15 protein-coding genes are annotated in these 19,349 nt (G+C 49.5%); 7 read left to right on the plus strand and 8 right to left on the minus strand.

All coding sequences use genetic code 11. The features are described 5' to 3' along the window. Positions 1 to 289 precede the first annotated feature (289 nt). The 3 genes from JJD41_RS22685 to JJD41_RS22695 form a co-directional block, all read right to left on the minus strand. Entirely contained in the window at positions 290 to 1,615 is a 1,326-nt protein-coding gene (locus tag JJD41_RS22685; protein ID WP_200669816.1) for an MFS transporter, read from the minus strand. A 221-nt stretch (positions 1,616 to 1,836) separates the two neighbouring features. Continuing rightward, a complete protein-coding gene (locus JJD41_RS22690) occupies positions 1,837 to 2,499 on the minus strand; it encodes a CDP-alcohol phosphatidyltransferase family protein (RefSeq protein WP_234489069.1) in 663 nt (220 codons plus the stop codon). Between the two features lie 171 nt (positions 2,500 to 2,670). Next, positions 2,671 to 4,005, minus strand: coding sequence for a diacylglycerol kinase family protein (locus JJD41_RS22695; RefSeq protein ID WP_200669817.1), 1,335 nt, complete (start codon positions 4,003 to 4,005; stop codon positions 2,671 to 2,673). Between the two features lie 164 nt (positions 4,006 to 4,169). On the opposite strand from JJD41_RS22695, the gene JJD41_RS22700 reads away from it, so the two are divergent. Next, positions 4,170 to 4,721, plus strand: coding sequence for a CDP-archaeol synthase (locus tag JJD41_RS22700; protein ID WP_200669825.1), 552 nt, complete (start codon positions 4,170 to 4,172; stop codon positions 4,719 to 4,721). On the opposite strand, the gene JJD41_RS22705 is transcribed toward JJD41_RS22700, so the two are convergent. The 5 genes from JJD41_RS22705 to JJD41_RS22725 form a co-directional block, all read right to left on the minus strand. Continuing rightward, positions 4,647 to 6,512 (minus strand): hypothetical protein, encoded by a 1,866-nt coding sequence (locus JJD41_RS22705; protein ID WP_234489070.1) that lies wholly within the window; start codon positions 6,510 to 6,512, stop codon positions 4,647 to 4,649. The genes JJD41_RS22700 and JJD41_RS22705 overlap by 75 nt on opposite strands. 174 nt (positions 6,513 to 6,686) lie before the next feature. Beyond that, entirely contained in the window at positions 6,687 to 7,487 is an 801-nt protein-coding gene (locus JJD41_RS22710) for a DUF928 domain-containing protein (RefSeq protein ID WP_200669829.1), read from the minus strand. A 116-nt stretch (positions 7,488 to 7,603) separates the two neighbouring features. Then, a complete protein-coding gene (locus JJD41_RS22715; RefSeq protein WP_200669831.1) occupies positions 7,604 to 9,541 on the minus strand; it encodes a CHASE2 domain-containing protein in 1,938 nt (645 codons plus the stop codon). A 118-nt stretch (positions 9,542 to 9,659) separates the two neighbouring features. Continuing rightward, positions 9,660 to 10,985 (minus strand): TMEM143 family protein, encoded by a 1,326-nt coding sequence (locus JJD41_RS22720; RefSeq protein ID WP_200669833.1) that lies wholly within the window; start codon positions 10,983 to 10,985, stop codon positions 9,660 to 9,662. Positions 10,986 to 11,079: 94 nt separating this feature from the next. Then, positions 11,080 to 11,706, minus strand: coding sequence for a tetratricopeptide repeat protein (locus tag JJD41_RS22725; protein ID WP_200669834.1), 627 nt, complete (start codon positions 11,704 to 11,706; stop codon positions 11,080 to 11,082). A gap of 367 nt (positions 11,707 to 12,073) precedes the next feature. On the opposite strand from JJD41_RS22725, the gene JJD41_RS22730 reads away from it, so the two are divergent. The 6 genes from JJD41_RS22730 (at position 12,074) to JJD41_RS22755 (ending at position 19,162) form a co-directional block, all read left to right on the plus strand. Next, positions 12,074 to 12,328, plus strand: a complete 255-nt coding sequence (locus JJD41_RS22730; protein ID WP_200669835.1) for a hypothetical protein — start codon at positions 12,074 to 12,076, stop codon at positions 12,326 to 12,328. Further along, positions 12,328 to 12,789, plus strand: a complete 462-nt coding sequence (locus JJD41_RS22735) for a chemotaxis protein CheW (RefSeq protein ID WP_200669836.1) — start codon at positions 12,328 to 12,330, stop codon at positions 12,787 to 12,789. The genes JJD41_RS22730 and JJD41_RS22735 overlap by 1 nt, the downstream gene beginning before the upstream one ends. Beyond that, entirely contained in the window at positions 12,786 to 14,030 is a 1,245-nt protein-coding gene (locus tag JJD41_RS22740) for a CheR family methyltransferase (RefSeq protein ID WP_200669837.1), read from the plus strand. The genes JJD41_RS22735 and JJD41_RS22740 overlap by 4 nt, the downstream gene beginning before the upstream one ends. Positions 14,031 to 14,312: 282 nt before the next feature. Continuing rightward, complete coding sequence (locus JJD41_RS22745; RefSeq protein WP_370583931.1) at positions 14,313 to 16,052, plus strand: methyl-accepting chemotaxis protein; 1,740 nt, start codon at positions 14,313 to 14,315, stop codon at positions 16,050 to 16,052. Between the two features lie 66 nt (positions 16,053 to 16,118). Further along, the gene (locus tag JJD41_RS22750) at positions 16,119 to 16,841 is read left to right on the plus strand and encodes a chemotaxis protein CheW (protein WP_200669839.1); all 723 of its coding nucleotides are present in this window, start codon (positions 16,119 to 16,121) and stop codon (positions 16,839 to 16,841) included. Next, the gene (locus JJD41_RS22755; protein ID WP_200669840.1) at positions 16,838 to 19,162 is read left to right on the plus strand and encodes a hybrid sensor histidine kinase/response regulator; all 2,325 of its coding nucleotides are present in this window, start codon (positions 16,838 to 16,840) and stop codon (positions 19,160 to 19,162) included. Before JJD41_RS22750 ends, JJD41_RS22755 begins: the two co-directional genes overlap by 4 nt. Positions 19,163 to 19,349 lie beyond the last annotated feature (187 nt).

The raw sequence follows: 19,349 nt of genomic DNA on the forward strand, positions 1-19,349 counted from the left end.
TTTAGCCATAATCTTGAATTCAAAACACTCTCAATTTCGATGCATCTCGATCTTAACCAAATTCATTTAATCCAGCTTGATGGACATTTTGTTGTTTTTGTCAAGTAAATTCGCTACAAAATCAGATGAGCTTACCCTGGGGGTTAGGGGGGATCGGCGGTCAATCTGTTCGATGCCTCCGCGAAAACTTTCCTCGTTCCCCCCTTTGTAAGGGGGGTTAGGGGGGATCGGCACTGTACCGCATCAGACGCCCGAGTGCTCTAGAATTCCCAGAAATCTTGATTTCTTGCTAATTCACCACTTCCATCGCTGCCGATTCGTCCTCGTCGGCGATCGCATCGGGAATTTCTAACTCCAACCGTCGCAATCGTCGATATCGATAGGCTATCCCCGTCGCCACCAAATTCAACACCCCAATTAAAATAAAAAAGAACGCCATTCCTCGCCCTTCTCCCACGCCGACAAAGCGACCGACATTATCGGCGAGTAAACCTCCGGGAGATAACATCGGACCGAGGACTTTATCCACCAACGGACCCGAGATCGTATACGCTGCAATTGCCGCCGTTTTTTCCATCCCTTGCAACAATGCAAACACCCGACCTTGTAAGTCCGTCGGCACTTTTTGATGCCAGATCGTCTGACTGGAACTGACCACAATCGGATAAGCGCATAAATAAACAAATACCCCAAATGCGGCAATGGGAACGGTCGGTCGAACCCAACCGAATAACAACAGGGTTCCTTGAAAGGCGACGAACAGCAACACGCCGTAAATCCGAGGTTTCGGACCGCCCCAGGTACTCATGGCGACGCTACCGACCAGCCAACCGCAACCGCCAAAAGATAAAATTAACCCCAAATCTGCACTGGTGGTAAAGGTCAGCACAAACGGCCAAAATAAAACATCGAGAACGCCGAGGGAAAAATAAGGAACGGTTAAAAAGCTGGCCAGGGCTAACATTCCCGGTCTTTGGGCGATATAGTGCCATCCTTGTTTAGTTTCGGCAATTAAATGTTGCCAGCCGTAGGGTTCCTCGGAATGCGGCAGTTTCTCGGGTTTCGGGAATTGGACCGCGAGTAAAGTTCCCACTGCAAATAGGAAAGTAATGATGTCGATGAGGACAATTCCTTGCAGTTGAATCGTCAGAAGTAAGAAGCCGGATAACGCTGGGGCGGCAATTTTAGCGGCCCCTTTGGAGATTTGAACGACGCCGTTCGCCCGACTTAAGTGCTGTTTGGGAACGAGTACGGTGGTCGCCGCCGCATAGGCGGGCCATTGGAAGGCACTAAAAAAGGCACTCACGCAGGCGACGGCATAAATATGCCAAATTTGCAACCCGTCGTTATAAATGAGTAAGGCGATCGCCACGGTTCCCAAACCGGAGGCGGAATCGCTCAAAATCATTACCCAGCGACGATCCCAGCGATCGACGAGGGCTCCGGCTAAGGGGGAGATCGCGATCGTCGGTAAGTAGCTAAATAAGTTGAGCAGGGCAAATTGGGTCACGGACCCGGTGGTCTGAAAAACCCAGACGCCGAGGGCAAATCGGGTCAGTCCCGACCCGATGAGTGAGGCGAGTTGTCCGAAAGAAATAAGCAGAAAAGTTTGCATGATCTGGGGCTGCTGGTAGGTGATGTGACTCGAAGCTGGGGGAGTGAAGGGGCAAACCAAGACGCGATCGCCCCGTCCGCGTGAGGAGTCATACCGTGCTAGAGTTGAATTTTAATTCTTGTTTCGCTTTATACCGTTAAGGCTATCGATCGCGTCGGGGGATCGGGAAACGTGGGCTTAGCCGCAGTCAATTTCAACCCTAAAAAAGTCAGCGAGAGGAATTAGACCGATGCCGATTTTTCCGGTTTTAAAGCGAAAAATAACCGATGAAAAGCGGCCAAGTTGGAGATAACGGCCAAGATAATTAATAAGGGCAGAATTTGTCCGGATAAGAGACCGACAACGAACAGGATAAAGCGGGTGGTGCGATCGCCGATCGTGGCGATCGAGCTTTTGCCTTCGGCTTCCGTTCTCGCCCGAATGTAAGGCACCATTGTCGTTCCCAATAAAGCGAGCAATCCAGGGATTAAATGTCGGGTCGGATCGAGTAAAATCAGGGCGGAAATTAGGAAGACATCGACATAGCGATCGAGAACGCTATCGAGGATCGCGCCTTCAGGAGAACTGAGCCCGCGCGCCCGGGCTAAATCTCCGTCGAGGTCGTCTAAAAGACCGCTTAAAACGATGGCGGCGACGGCGATCGCCCCATACCCGGAATAAATCAGCCAAGCCGCAAACGGTCCGCCGATCGCCGCCGAAACCACGGTAATTCGATTGGGCGTAATCCAAGATAAATTAACTAAAGTTTCGGCAATCTTTACCGTAACATTTTTAATAGTTTTTTCTATAAACGAGCGAGGACGGGCGATCGTTTTTTCCAAACTCTCCCGATCGCCCTCCCCCTGCATTCGATCGGGGTCTGTCGTCGAAGATTCCGTATTCAAGAGACTATCCTAAATGGAAAACGAACATATCATAGCGATGGCTTTTAGGATTCGTCAACTCATTGGCGCAACTGGCAGAATGAGTAAGGCTTTGCATGGTTCGATCTTTGCCAACCGTATGCCGATCTCGCGCCCATCTGGAGAGGGCGATCGCCGCTCATTTGAAACCCGTTAAATCGTCGTTTCCAAACTCATCACCCGCGCCTTTCCCGGTAAAACTTCTATGTTGACTGAATCGGCGGCGATCGCTTCGCCATCGATCGAAATGATACTGTTTTGAACGAAAGGATCTAAAGCAAACGCCGCTACTTTATAATATTCGACCCCCGGTAAAGTCAAATGCTCCCCCGTGGCACATTTTAAAAAAGCCTGTAACACTTGCCAGCGAGACACCCCGCGCCGAATGGCCACGACATCGATCGCCCCGTCGCTTAAATGGGCTAAGGGTGCGGGTTTTAAATTGTAGGCACTCCACGGCACGTTCATCGCCCAAAAGACGATAAATTCTGCCTCGATGGTTTGCCAATCTTTTTGTTCTCGATCTTGGCAATTTTTGAAGGAATTTTGGGTTAATAAATTGGCGCGATCGTAGGGCAGAAATGAGAAGCGGGCGCGATAGGTTGGCAATTTGAAAATTTGCCAAATCGCGTATAAATCCGTCCGCAACGACCCCAAAAATCGCAACCGTTCCGAATGAATGTCCACCTCGCTGACGATCGCCCACGACAGGGACAACAAACTATAATAGCGCCGTCCGCGATGGGCGATCGCCGCCAAATCGAGGGGTCGGGGCCGTCCTTTGGCGATTGCCAGCGCCGCCGCGATCGGGTCGTAAGCTTCTGTGGCGGCGTCTAAGAGGGCTTTGCACAGTCCGTTCCCGGTTCCAGCCGGAATCGGCGCGATCGGCGTTTTGAGGGCATTCTCGGCGTCCTCCCGACTCGCCAATCCGGCGATCGCCTCGTGAACGATGCCGTCGCCGCCGACCAAGGCCAGCCCGTCATATTGTGATAAGTCAAGATTTCTTACTAAATCTCGCACGTGTCCCGGGTGGGTCGTAGCGATCGCCGTCAACTGCACCCCCGCCGCTTCCAAAATGGGCCGGACTTGCTCGAAAATTTGCCAACCCCGGCGCCGTCCACTCACCGGATTGACCGCCACCCACCATCGGCGCTGGGGGTTGTCCGGCAATGTGGAGGCGATCGCCCCGACCCAGCGCGATCGCTGGGCTTCGGACTCACAAATAAACGTTTTTTTATATAAAGTTCTCGTTCGAGGCGATCGGCGAGGGTACCAAGAACCACGGGCGATCGTCGGACAGGCGGAAATGACAAAACCGAGAGGATTTCCCGGCATCTGTTCCACTCCGAGAATCTCGTCGCGACTGAGAGATTGACGATTGCCGTTTTCCTGCCAAACTAAACCGTTTTCAGTTAACTTTAGGCGAGTTTGTTGGGGACAATTTTGCGATCTACGGCCAGATTTGAGATAAACTAACGGGTCGGACATGGATTTACAGCATTTCCTCGATTGATGAAGTCCATCGACGATCCCTCCCTCTCTCCTTTTTCAGGGTAGAGTCAAGTAAAATTCCCCTTTTTTAAGCGGGATTTAGGAAGATCGCCGTTGCACCTCATTGGTTTAAAACATAGTAGGGCGATCGGTGAATGTACATGGAAACATACCCCCTCTTAATTTTACAGGATAGTTTAAATTTAGTTTGGCTGTTGCTGGCCTTATTTATTGCCGGAGTTTTCGAGGCATTTTTATGGAAAACCCCTCTCTTTGAACCCTTAAATCGACCGATTCAAAGCGATTGCTTTGGGAAAAATAAACGCTGGCGGGGCTTGGTCAGTTTGCCGTTAACTCATGCGATCGCCGTCGGACTTTTGCAACTGCTAGAACGGGCGATCGGTTGGCCGTCAGATTCCTTCATTTCATTCTCCGATTTCAACTGGATCGAATACGGACTTTTAGTAGGATTTATCTTTAACTTAGCCGAATTGCCCAATTCTTTCGTCAAACGTCGGTTAAATATTCCTCCGGGAGATGAAAGCAATTGGCTATTTTATTTAGGGGATCACATGGATTCGACCTATGGAACCTTGCTGCTGTGGTGGCTTTATTTTCGCTTCCCCTTAGATCTCATTTTAACCGGAACGATCGCGACTCCCTTGCTCTTTATTCTGGCCACTGAAATCCGCAAAAAGTTGGGATTGAAATAAGGGATTTATGCCGATCGTTGCTTCTTTTTCATTCAGCAAGCATTGCCCTTGCAAGACGATCGCCCCTTCATTTTCAAACACCCCGCAGCGATCCAATAAAGTAGATAAAACTGGAATTACCCCCTTTTCCAAATCGGCGATCGCTTCCCGAGTTGCCGGATATTGAATTAACCAGCGATTGTAAGCGAGATAACCGGGGGTAAATGCGCCTTTATCGACCAACCACAAATCGATCTTATAGCGGTTGATAAATTCCTGAATTGTCGATAAGTTAGGGCTGTATTGCGCGCGAATCAAAGCATTGGTGCGATCGCGCAACCGTTGGTAATAGCCTAAATGAAATGGGATGGCATATTCGCGACTGGTTAAAATCGATCGCCGCGCAAATGTCGGTAAATTATTGGCTTCTTCAGAAATAGAAGCAATCAGAATATCTTTGGATCGATCTTGAAAAAATTGGTAAAGTTTGGGTTGGTCTCCGATTTGATAATAAGTCCACGGAAAATTACCCATTGACCATTGAGGATAGGTTAAAAATCCTAGAGAAAATAGAGCGATCGTTAAAGTTAAAAATTGCTTTTTGACGGGGCGATCGCAGGTCCACTGCCAGCAAGCATCGAATAAAATTACCCAGCTTATCCCCGCCGCAATTGTCAAAATCAAGCGTAAACTATGTTGGGTGTAACGACTGGGTAAATGTAGGGAAAATAAGGCTAAATGAGCGAGAATAAATAAGCCCAGAGAGGCGATCGCTAAATCGAGTAAAAGGCGGCTATTGCGAACGTAAACTGCTAAAGGAAATCGACGAGGAAACGCTAAGAAAACAGGTAAAAAGAAGCCCATTACTGTTAAAATTGGGGTCAAAGCTGCCGATAAGCCAATGCCACTGCGTCCGTGCAACCAAAACGCCCAAGGATCGTTAACAAAAAATTTAGTGCGACCGTTTTCTAAAAATTCCGGCCATTGTTGGGCTTGACTGATGCTAATGGTGGGGTCGAATTCAGAAACAGCGAACAGATAAGGGAGTAAAATCAGGAAAGCGACGAAAAGCCCAATAAAACTGAGGCGGTAATTGGAAAAGTCCAGAGTAAATTTAAGCTTGTTATCTTGATAAGAAAAAAGAGATAAAACAAAGATTCCCGAAGCAATTAATACCCCTTGAGGATAAAATAAACCTAACAAGGCGATCGCCACGGCTACGCCGAGGAGATGGCGTCGCAACCAGTAATATAAAAATGCTAAAAATAAGGGATAGACAAATGCTTTAGGCGTGGCAGAAATTAAGCCATCTTGCATCCACAAACTCTGATTGAGCAGTAAGGTGCTGGTAAAGGCGGCAACGGGAATCGGAAACAGTTCTAAGGTAACGCCAAAAGCGAAGGCGGTCGCGACTAATCCTAAGAAAAAGGGCAGGATTTTATGTAATAAAATGGGGTCGATGCCCAGTTGGGCGAAAACCCAATAAAACCCTTGATAACCTAAAGGGGCGACGGATTGAAAATAATCGGCAATGAGGTCATTGGGGAACAAGTCGCGATCGAGGAATCTCGCCATCCAGAAAATATGTTGGCGGGCGTCATCTTGCACCACATATTCCGCACTAAAGGCTTGTTTCCAGCCTAGAAATCCGTAAAATCCGGCAAAAGTTAGGGCGAGACAAAACCAAAAAATAGAGATTTTGCGAGGGGTTTTGTCAATAAGAGTGGCGAACCATTGAGCGAACGAAAGACCAACCATGGTGCAAGAATAGGGGGAATGGCGATCGCGAATACTTGCACCAGCATATAGCAAGGATTACCACTTGCGAAACCCTATGGATAAAAAACGATCGCCGTTGGCGAGTCGATCTTTGTTTAAGGGTCTTCTCCCCTCGCTTTTGGGTGAATAGTTGTCCGCAAGTCGCGAGGGGAGGTTAGGGTCGTCGGCGACATTTTGCAAGGATTAATATTGAGAGGAAATCCGGGCTTAATTGCCAAATGAAACTAAAGATTTTTCGGCGAGATCTTCGTTTAAGCCGACAGAGGTGAGTAAGTCAATCCATTGACTTTGTAAGATGGCATCTTGCGGATCGGTTTCGAGTAAGTGGGCTAAAGTGGCGATCGTTTCGTGCCAAATTCCCGCATTAGCATATAAATTAATGCGATCGCGCGGCGATGCGTTGTCGAGTTGGGTGGCTAAATCGGGTTTGACTTCGATCCGTTGAACCCATCCTCTGACCGTTGCATTCTCGGCAGGATCGTCATCGGAACAAATTAGCGAAAACGACCAACGATAACTGTTGCCGACGTTCAAATCGCGATCGAAATCGGGATTTTCTAAGGGAATTTCTATCACTCCCGAGCGATTTTCGACGGCGATCGTATTGGTATGAATGATTGTTCGATTTTCATCCCATAAAATAAATTTGGCTGTTTTTGCTTTTGACGTGGGAACGTAGAAAAAGAAACTCGGTTTTGTAGAGCTGGTTAAGGTAACATTTTTCTCCGTCACGGGCATTAATGCCGTGAAAGGTAAATCTTGAGACCCGAAACAATCGCTGCGCGGTCCGGCAGGTTCTACCCCACTAGGGCCGCCGTCAATATCGGGAATGACATCTTCGGCAATGAGGATGTTGCTATCGGTTTTAAGAGTGATAGTTTTACTTTGGAGAGGGTTTGGAATTGAATCGTCGGCGATCGCCCGTTGGGGAATGGCTAAGAGGATTCCGGAAAAACTCGATACGAGGATCGCTAAGGTAGCAGGTTTATAAAACTGTTGTCGAAACATAGGTACTTGCTACTACAAAAATAATGGGGATGACTATTTCAATTTTAGACTCACGATTTAATTTTAGACGCAATGGAGATAACCAAGGTTTCGCGATCGCCTCGTTCGATCTGATTTTACGGCTCCTCTGACAGGCGATCGCTTTTATACCCGATTACTCGATAAACCTCAACTTCTTTTGCTTTTCCTTTCAGATTCATCGCTCCCCAGGATTCGACCTCAATTTCGCTTTTTAAGCGATGATACGTTTCTCCAGGAATTAAAATACGGCAGTTATCGACTTGACGATCTTTAAACGAACTTTCCAGGCGAGAAGCAATGTTGACACTATCGCCAATAATTCCGTATTCTAATCGTTTTTTGCCGCCTAAACTACCAACGGTAACCGGGCCAGTGAAAATTCCCGCCCGGATTTGAATGATGGGAAAACCGCGCTCTTTCCAACTAGAGTTAAGCTGTTCTAAGCGTTCGCGCATGGCTAAGCTACAGCGTAGCGATCGCCTCGCATCTTCGGTAATTTCCGCTTCGGTCGTTCGCGGAATTGGCACGCCAAAAACGGCCATAATGGCATCGCCAATAAACTTATTAATAATGCCTTGATGGTCGATGACGATATCGGTCATGGCGTCGAGATATTCATTGAGCCAAATCATTAACTTTTCTGAGGGGAGTTGTTCCGAGATCGTCGTGAAGTTTTTAATATCGCTAAAAAACACTGTAACTATGACCGTTTCTCCCGGTAAAACTCCCGATTTTAATAGACGATCGCGCCCGTTCCACAGGGCCGAAGCAATCTCCGGAGAGGTTTGTTGTCCCAGTAAATTCATGACCATTTGTTGCTGCTTTCGTGCTAGTTGCAGTTGATAAGTTACCGCGATCGCTCCGGCGGAGAATGCCCCGACAATCGGGGTGGCGATCGGAATCCAAATTCTCTGTAAAAAGCACAACAAACCAAAGCCAAAAAGAACGCATCCTAGGGCGATCGCGATGGCGCTCAACCCCCAAGGATTACTGACTTTTAACCCGATCGCCCCGCCTAATAAACAAGCGGCTAAAATCCACCCCCATTCGACAGGGTCGGGCCAACTGGAAACGGGGGCGAGATCGTCGAGACCTGCACTCAGAAATTGGCTGACCATTTGGGCGTGAATCAAGACCCCCGGCATTTTGCGATTGCCGTTTACTGTAGCGCTATAGGGGGTTAAGAATAAATCTTTAACACTCGGAGCAACCGGACCGATTAAAATAATTTTACCCGCGATCGCCGACGGTTCGATCGCCCCTTCGAGAACTGCTTGCATTGAAACCACTGGAACGGGATCGAGCGATCGATAGTCCAGTAAAATTTGATAGCCTCCCGGATCGATTGTTTGATAAGCGCCCCAGGTTTGAGTGAGTTTTTCTAAGGGGACGTTACCGAGTTGATACACCTTCTTTTCATGCAGTTGAGGAGAAATATTATAATTTTTTAAATAAGATAATGCCAATCTCAACGATAAAGAAATAAAATTTTGTTGACCGTTGGAAGTAAACATTAAAGTGCGCCGAACCACTCCATCGGGATCGGTCACTACGTCGTTAAAGCCGACGCGATCGCCCGGTAAACTCGGCGGCGGCGAAGTGCTTTCGCTGGGATTGTTACCCACATAACGAATTCCAAAAACATTAGGTTTTTCTAATTCGGCGACGAGTTCTTCATGACCGGGAGAATAGGGAATATCGCGCACAAAATCTAACCCGATCGCCGCCGGATCGTAGCGCTGAAGTTCCCTTAACACTTGAGCGATAACGCGATCGGATGGAGGCCATGTTTCGATTGCTGTAATGTCAGCTTCCGAAATGCCAACTACCAGCACGCGATCGTCAAAACCGCGATCGCCTTGCCAGCGAATTAAGGAGTCATAAATAACTAATTCTAAAGATTGTAACAAACCTATTTTGCCGGAGAGTAACAGCAAAAAGGCGATCGCCACACTCGAAAGCGTGACGGTCACTTCTGCTTTAGCGAGTAGTCCCGGGACGATCTTATCCCAGTCGCGCCACCATCGAGTCATAAAGGTTCAATGTAGACAAAGCAACAGTTCCATTGTGACTCACCGGATTGCAGAAACGCCATGATTCTCGAATTCAATATTCGATAAATTTCGATATCGATGGGTTGGCTGTTGCTATTTAATACACGAATGCATTATCCCAAATCCAATCGATCGCCGCTTTTGCTCGATCTAAAGGTAAGACATGACAACATCCCGCACGGTCGTAACGAAGTAACGAAACCTCTTGGGATTCCCCGTCAATTTCTCCCTCGGGAGCGAGTTGTGCGTGCAACCCGCTTAAATTATCTAACGGTCCGTTAATATCAAAATCAATTTTGGTTTCAAAATTGTTTTCCATCCACTCTTCGATGCGATCGTCGAGGGCTTCTGGGGTGAGCGGTTTGTCGCTGGTGAGTAAATGGTAGTAAACTAAAATAATTTCCTTGCATTCTTCCTCTTCTGCCACGTCAATTAAAGCCTGAAATACACTCAAATTGCTGGCCATATTTCTAAAAAAGAGGGTATCGGTGACATTTTTTTGAAACTTAATTTTTTTGTTTTTATAACTGTTGTATTGTTTGAAGGCAAAGCCGCCAAAGGCGATCGCCAGGGACAAGACCGCCACTAAAACGGGCATCACATCTTGCAGTTGGCGATCGTTGGGTTTCAAATGTTCTAAGCCGGGGAGACCGCCGACGAGGAGCAAAATTAAGGTTGCAATTAGCAATAAGTGAGGCAAAACTTTTAAAATTAAAGGAACTGCCGCACCGATCGCCGGAACGGCCAGTAAAATGCGGTCTTTCCAGGTCATGCTAATTTTCACGTTTGGGAATAAAAATTCTAGATCGAATTTAGGAATATTTTTGTAATAGTAAACGTACATTTTGCCCGGTTCAAAGTTCAGTTTTTCCAGGCGTCGGCCTTTGCGGATAAAATAGTCTTCATCTTTGAATTTTAAGAGCAGAACGACGCGCTCGAAAATGTCGATTGTTTTTTGTACACTTTTAAAAAATTGACGAATGGTTGCCATTTTATAAATGTCGCCGCGACAGTAGCAGACCATTTGATCGAAGTCGTCAAAATCGACATCGGTTTGCAATTCGATTAACGATTTTTCTCGAAATGCCCGTTGCAAACTTTCTGGAGAGAGGGGAACGTAATTGGCGCGTTTTAACAAGATTTTTAAATCTTCAACTAAGCCGGATTCCATCTCTTTTAATTGGGTGGAGTCCGGGGATTCGATGAATTTGGTATCGGCATCGGGATTGAAAGGGGCGAAGCGGTCTTTCAATCGTTCTAAGAGTTGGTGAAGTTCAAAATGATAGTAAGCGGTGAGGATCGTGCAGAATTCGCGAAATTTTTGCCGATCGCCCTCGGGCAACTGGCCATCTTGCAAGCATAATTCGATTAAATCGCTGCGTCGGTAGGGGATAAAGGCTTCCCGGTCTTCGTAAGTTGCCATATTGTAATATTTGCCTGGAAAGTCGGGTCGATGCAGGAGAGAGTCGGCGCGATCGCCTCGATTCGATTCCCTCCTGCTGAATTTTGACCTTTTCCTACTCAGAAGTCCAGCCCCGCAGTTGCTGGTGGACGCAGGCAAGGTACCACATATATTCTCTTTGTGTATAATTGCGGGCGGCACTGACAAGATAATGGCGGGCGCGATCGCCGTCGTCGTGGACTTCATAATAGAGTCCGAGATAAAGCTGGGTGTAAAATTGGCTGCGGCAGTCTTCGCCTTCCCTGGCGGCGAGCAAGTCGGCGGGGGTGTACTTCCCGGCATAGAGGGCGTAAATCCGGTGCATGAAGGGGCGCGGGTCGGGGCCGACGGGAAGCAGGGACTCGCGGGCGAATTGGGGGCCGTGGAGGCGCGCCAAACACAAGTAACGCCAGGTGGTTTCTTCGACATCGGCGGGATTGACGGTCAGACCGGACTCGAATTGTCGGGCGCCGCCCTCGAAGTCTTCGGCATAGTATAAAGAAAGACCGCGCTGCCACAGGTAAGGTGAGAGTTTGGGGTCGAGCTTTTCGGCGCGATCGAAGTCGGCGAGGGAGGCTTCAATCCGGGCGAGTTTAAAGTAAATCATCCCCCGTCCGAGATAGGCTTTGGGGTCGCGCGGATGGGAACGAATAACGGCATTCCAGTCGTCGAGTTGGGTTTCGAGGGAGTAGAGATCGTGCATGGATGGGTTGTTGAGAACTCAGTTCTGTGCAATTATTCCCCTTTTACGCGAAGCGGACACGCGATCGCGATCGCCCCCCGACGATCGCCCCGGGGAAAAATGATATTTTTGGTTAAAATTGCGGGTATTTTGAGATTTTCTATGTATTTTAGGAATTTGCCCGTTCCCAACCCGGCGATCGCCGTTTAAATGGGCGATCGCCCCGACGCGATCGGCAAAAGACAGGGAATCTTGACAAATAGCGATATAATGATGGAGTTTTGAATCAGTTTAAAACTGCTCGCTTTTTCGTATTGAACTATGCAGTCATTGGCGAAAAACGTGGGTTAAACTAATTCGACTTCAAGGAGAAAAGACAGTTTCAACGATGGCGAGACCAACCCAAGCACACATGTCTCAATCTTGGGAAAGCAACCGCGCTTCCGGGTTTAAAGACATGAAAAAACGGCAAATGGAATATTATATGGGCGCGAAATTAATTGAAGTAGGCGTCGATCCCAAAGCGGCAATTTTCCGATGGTCACTAGAGCAGAAAAACGGGCGAGAAACGTGGACTTATAGCGCCTATTGGGCTGATTCAAAAGAAGAATTATTGCTCAAAGAAAAAGAAGAACAATCCTGATGATGCTGTTACTCTTCCGGGTGGGTGGCGAGCAGTACGGAATCGATTGCGCCTCGGTGGTGGAAGTGATTCCGAGAGTCAAGATGAGTAAGATTCACCAAGCCCCCGAATTCGTGGCCGGATCGTTCAACTATCGCGGCGCGATCGTGGCCGCGCTCGATCTGGCGCAATTGTTGCAAGGAATGCCGACCCCGGTGGCCTACAGCAGTCGGACGATCGTCCTGGAGGTCGAACGGTATTCGACCCGGGGACACCTGTTAGGGGCGATCGCCCCGAAAGTGACGGAAACCTGGGTCGTTCCGAAAGACGCCCGATGGGTCGATCGCCCGATTCACCTGCAACAGGTGCCGTATCTGGAACAGACGATCCTGTGCGATCGCGGTACGGTGCGACCGTTGAGGGTCGATCGCCTGTTGCGCGATCCGGAGATCGCAGCCCTTTTCGACGACTCCGACCGATGAGCGCTTCGATCCGCGATCGCGTCGCCGCATTATTCTGTCAACAACTCGGTTGGGATCTCGCTACCTTGGGCGACACCAGCCTCGATCGCGCGATCGCCCGACGGATGCGCGACGGCGCGATCGCCGATCTGCCGACCTACTGGCAACAGTTGCAACATTCGCGCCAGGAATGGCAAGCCTTGATCGAACTGCTGGTGGTTCCGGAAACCTGGTTTTTCCGCGATCGCCACGCCTTCGACTGTCTCCAAAACCACGCCCGCAGGCAATGGCGCGATCGCCCGTCCGGCGAACCTTTGCGGCTGCTCAGCTTGCCCTGTTCCACTGGAGAAGAACCCTACTCGATCGCGATCGCCTTATGCGAAGCGGGATTGAGTCGAGAACGTTTTACGATCGAGGCGATCGATCTGAGTCAAGGGGCGCTCGAACGGGCGCGACGACGGACTTACAGCGATCGCGCCTTTCGCGGTCAGTCCTTCGATTTGCGCGATCGTTACTTTGAAAAAACCGCCGACGGCTACCAACTGGCGGCGGCGATCGGCGATCGGGTGCAATTTCACCGAGGTAATCCCCTCGAACCCTTGTTTCAATACCGTCAAACCCCTTATCACGTTATTTTCTGCCGCAATTTACTGATTTATCTCCATCAAAGCGCCCGTCTTCGCCTACTGCAAGTTTTAGAAGCGCTCACCTTACCGGAAGGGCTGTTATTCGTCGGTTCGTCGGAAACGGCGATCGTCTCCACTCACGCCCCTCGTTTCGCCCCCCTTGGCGAACCCTTGAGCTTCGCGTATCGTAAAGTCAATCCCGACGACGACAAGCCACCGCCGCAAGTGACAACCGCGAGATCGCAGGCGACCCCGCCACGGCGCCCCTCAGCCCCGCTCAAATCGGGCGATCGCTTTACCCCTCCCCCCTCGTCGAACGTCCCCAAACCTCAACCCCAGTCCCTATCGAGCATTCGCGATCTTGCCAATGTGGGAGACTTAGAAACCGCTCTCAATTTGTGTTTGAGCTACTTAAAACAAGAGCCGACCAGCGCCGAAGCTTACCTACTCTGCGGCGAAATTCATACCTCCCGACGATGCGAAGACGAGGCAGAACGCTGTTTTGAGAAAGCGCTTTATCTATCGCCGCACTCCTACGAAGCCCTCGTTCACTTAAAGCTTTTGGCGGAAAAACGGGGAAACCTTCGTAAAGCGATGCTATTGAGCCAAAGAATCGATCGATTGCTAAAATCTTAACGGAATCGATCGCAGTTTTTGTTTTTGGGTGAATCGCGAAGATCGAAAGTTGCCAAGTAGAGGGATTTGATTGAGTAAGGGAAAGGTAATATTTTGATGGGCGATCGCAATTCCTCGGGAAACTCACTGTTGCGTCAATCGCTGGGATCGGTAATTTAGCCCATCGCTGGTTTACAGGGGTGCGATCGCACGCTAATGCTCAAGCCAAGCCATCCTCCATTTTGGAGGCTGTAATTTTTATTTGTCTTCAAATTATTTCTGCCAATGAATATGTTGGAACGAATGTCTTTGCAATCGAGAATGATTGCAGCATTTACATTTATGGGATTGATTATTTTCATCGTTGCCTTATTCGGTTCGATCGGTAACCATCGGTTGAGCGATCGCCTCAGTTTGCTCACCGATACCGCCTCGCCCGCCGTTTTATCCTTATGGAAAGTCAACGAAGGACAAACCCAAATTCAATCCTCAGAAAGAAATCTCACCAATCCGCGACTCGATGCAGCCAGCCGCAAACAAGAATTAGACCGAATCGAACGCGCTTACCAACAAATTGATGACGGATTGGAACAATACCAAAACCTGGAAGTCCCCGAAAGACAAAAAGAAATTTTTCAAGATTTCCTGCTTGTTTTGCAACAGTGGAAAAACGCCGACCGACAGTTTCTTGAAATTCACGAAGAATATCAAGCTTACGGGTTACCCAGAGCGCCGGGGTTGAAAATGGTCGAACTGATTGCCAATAACCAAGAAAATTCCCCGGAAATGGCGCAATTGCGAGCAGCCAATGAAGTACTCGAACGCTTGAATCAATTTCATCTCGATGAAGTCGAACCAGCTTTTCACGAATCAGAAAATATTTTGGACAACATTTTATCGCTCAACGAAGATTTAGTCGAACAAGTCAGTGAAGATGCCAGTGCAGAGATCGCACAAACCCGGTCTTGGGCGGTTCTCGGGATGCTGATCGGACCGCTCACGGCCATAATTTTAGGCTGGTATTTCAGTCGGACGATCGCCAAACCCCTCGGCAATAAAATTATTAGCATTGTCAGAGTGGCCGAAAGAATTGCCGAAGGAGATTTGACAACATCAGTACGAGTGAGTGATTCTCCCGACGAAATCGGCAGATTGCAAAGCGCCTTTTATAATATGACGCGCAAACTCAATTCTCTGATCCGACAAGTCCAACATTCCGGGATTCAAATTACCAGTTCTACCACTCAAATCGCCGCCTCGGGAAAACAGTTAGAAGCTACGGTCACGCAACAAGTTGCCTCGACCAATCAAGTCGTTGCCACGGCGAAACAAATTGCGGCCACCGCCTCGGAATTAGTCGTGACGATGGAACAAGTGAAAGAACTTTCCCATCAAACCACGATCGCCGCCGGAAACGGTCAGCAAGACTTATTGGGAATGGAAGAAACGATGCGACAGCTTTCTCAAGGAACCAGTTCGATCGCCGCCAAACTCGGCACGATCGGCGAAAAAGCCAATCGCATCGACGGGATTGTGACGACCATTACTAAAGTGGCCGATCGCACCAACTTGCTCTCCCTGAACGCGGCGATCGAAGCGGAAAAAGCGGGAGAATACGGCAGTGGTTTTGCCGTCGTCGCCCGCGAAATTCGTCGTCTGGCGGACAGTACGGCGATCGCCACCCTCGATATCGAGCAAATGGTTAAAGATATGCAATCCGCCGTTTCCACGGGAGTGATGGAAATGGATAAATTCACCAAAGAAGTTGCCCGCGCCGTGGAAAATATCCAAGTCATCGGCACCCAAATGAGCGAAATTATCGAACGAGTGCAAAGTTTGACCCCCCGTTTTGAATCGGTCAGCCAAGGAATGGAGGGACAGTCGGAAGGCGCCCGTCAAATCAGTGCGGCAATGGTGCAGTTAAGCGAAGCGTCCGGTCAAACGGCCCAAGCGTTGAGCGATACCAATCGGGCGATCGAACAGTTGAACGATGCGGCGCGAGGTTTGCAAGGGGAAATCGCGCGGTTTAAGTTGTCGAGGTGAAGGGGTAGGCGGGTCTCTCCCCATTCTTTCAATCTAAAAAACTCTAAAAAACTCTAAAATCCCTTTATGGAGAATTGCTGGAAAACCATTGGTATCGATGGCGATCGCTCGTGTCAAGAACTCGATCGCGTCATTCACTGCCATAACTGCCCCATTTATTCACAAGGGGGGCGCCAACTGTTCGATCGCCCGCCTGCGGATGAGTATGTTGAGGAGTGGACGCGATCGCTAGCGGGGGAAACGGGGCGATCGCCATCGGAACCAGCATTCAGGGAAGAACACGCGCTGACCCTCGCGCCGGAAGAACGGGATACGGCGATCGGGTCGCCTCTGCCCAGCAAAATCGCGATTTTCCGCTTGGGGGGGGAATGGCTGGCGTTGCGGGCCGAGTTACTGCACGAAATCGCCACCCCCCGAACGATCCGCACGGTTCCCCACCGCAGCGACGACTTATTTTTAGGGTTAGTCAACATTCGCGGTGAATTGCTGCCGTGTGTATCCCTCAACGCCGTGTTGCAGTTGCACTCTTGCGAGATCTCCGATCGCGAAGGGTTGGCGATTTATCCGCGTTTGGTCGTCGTCGAGAGCGATCGCGGCTTGTGGGTGTTTCCCGTCGATGAAATTTACGGGATTCATCGCACCCACAGCGTTCGATTGGAAGCCACCCCCGCCGCGATCGCCTGCGCCAGCCACAGTTACACCCGGGCGATCGTCAACTGGCACGATCGCAAAGTCAATTATTTAGACGATCGCCTCTTATTTGAAGCGATCGCCCACAGGATTCTATGAGCGAACACGACCGAGATTTGAGCCAGATGTCCATGCGCGATTTATTTCGCATGGAAGTCGAGACCCAAGTGCAGGTTTTAACGGAAAATCTTTTAAAACTAGAAGAATTAGACGAAAATCGCGAAGCCCTCGCCGCGATCGCCCGGGCGGCCCATTCGATCAAAGGGGCGGCCCGGATCGTGCAAGTCGATCCGGCGGTACGAATCGCCCACGTCATGGAAGATTGCCTCGTCGCCGTACAGAAAGGACAGATCGCCCTCGATTCGGCAGCGATCGATCGCCTCCTCGCCGGGGGTGATTTGTTGGTCGCCATGAGTCAGGTGGACGAAAACGAGTTCGATCGCTGGTTGGCGGACCGTCAAGGAGAGATCGAACGACAAGAAGCGCAAATTGCGGCAATTTTGAACGAGTCGGAAGGAGCGATCGCCCCAGAATCGACCTCTAGGGTGTCGGAAACGGCGATCGCCCCAGTAGAAAGCAAGCCAGGGGGCGCGATCGAAGCCAAAACGATCGAAACCACGCCAACCAGCGATGCCGCCAGCGAGACGGGCGAACGAGTCGTGCGTTTGAGTGCGGACAATCTCAACCGCCTGATGGGATTGGCGGGAGAATCTCTGATCGAGTCCAACTGGCTGCAGCCCTTTGCCAATTCCCTACTGCAACTGAAAACGCGGCAACTCGAACTGTGTCAATTGTTAGAGCAATTAGAAACAAGCTGCGATCGCGATCGCCACGGGGGCATCAACCGCGAAGCCCTCGTCAGCGCCCGAGAAAAAGCCCACCAGTGCAGCGACACCTTAAACGATCGCCTCGAAGAACTCGATCGCTTCTGCGGTCGCTTTTCCAGCCTGTGCGATCGACTTTACCGCGAGGCGATCGCCGCCCAAATGCGTCCCTTTCGCGAAGGAACCGCCAATTTTCCCCGCGCCGTCCGCGATTTAGCCAAAAATCTCGGCAAACAAGTCAAATTAGACATTATCGGTCAATCCACCCCCGTCGATCGCGATATCCTCGACAAACTGCAAGCTCCCTTAACCCAACTGCTTCGCAACGCGATCGACCACGGTATCGAACCGCCCGAAGAACGTTCGGCAAAAGGGAAAAACCCCGAAGGACGGATTCGCCTCGAAGCCAGCCATCGCGCCGGAATGCTCTCGATCCTCCTCTCCGACGACGGACGCGGTATCGATTTCGAGCAATTGCGCCACAACATTGTCGAAAAAGAACTGGTCACCCCGGAAATGTCGCGTCAGTTAAGCGAAAGCGAACTGATGGAATTTCTATTTTTACCCGGCTTTTCTTCCGCCCGAGAAGTCACGGAAATTTCCGGTCGCGGCGTCGGTTTAGACGTGGCGAAAACAATGGTGCAACAGGTTTCCGGATCGTTAAAAGCCTTTGCCAATCCCGACGGCGGCTTGAGTTTTCAGTTTCAATTACCGTTAACCTTATCGGTTATTCGTACTTTACTCGTCGAAATTGCCGGGGAACCTTATGCTTTTCCCCTCACCCGAATTAACTGTATTTTACGGATTTCTCCCTCGGAGATTTGTTGGGTTGAAAATCGGCAATATATCCATCTCAACGGCCAAAATATCAGTTTGATCGGCGCCGATCGCGTTTTAGAATTGGACTCGAATCGTGGGATCGCCCCTGCCGAAAGTCGGCAAGAACTCGATGTTATTTCTATTGGCACCGGATCCCACACTTACGGTTTAGTCGTCGATCGCGCGATCGGCGAACGGGATATCGTCGTCAAACCCCTCGATCCGCGGCTCGGCAAAATTCGCGATATCAGTGCTGCGGCTTTAATGGAAGACGGTTCCCCCCTCTTAATTATCGATGTCGAAGATTTATTACGCTCCATCGAAACCTTACTCGCTACCGGAGACTTGAATAGTTTCAACCGCGAATCGCCGACCGTTGGCGAATCCATTTGCAAACATATTTTAGTCGTTGACGATTCGATTACCGTTCGCGAAATGGAACGCAAGTTATTAGAAAATCACGGTTATCGCGTCGATGTTGCCGTCAATGGCATCGATGCCTGGAATGCCCTCATCTCCCAGGCTTACGATTTAGTCATTACCGATGTCGATATGCCCCGCATGAACGGCATTGAATTAGTTTCGCAAATGAAATCTCATCCCCAAATTCAATCAATTCCGGTGATTATTGTTTCGTATAAGGAACGAGAAGAAGATCGGCTTTTAGGTTTGGAAGTCGGCGCCAATTATTATTTAACTAAAAGTAGTTTTCACGACAACACTTTTGTTAATGCCGTCATCGACACGATTGGAGCCTCGGGGGAAGAGAGATTTTAGATTTTAGATTGAGAGACAGTCGATCGAGAAAATATTAAAAAATCTAGGTAGGGGTTTGGTCACCAAACCCCTACTTCGGCACCATATGATGCTCCGGCAATTGGCTCCTCTCAAACAGGGCTCTTAATGTTGATTGGATAAATAGTCTCTTAGGGAATGGGGAATCGGGAGAGACGACCCTACTCCC

It is taken from the genome of Oxynema mangrovii CENA135, assembly GCF_016632315.1.
Taxonomy (GTDB): domain Bacteria; phylum Cyanobacteriota; class Cyanobacteriia; order Cyanobacteriales; family Laspinemataceae; genus Oxynema; species Oxynema aestuarii.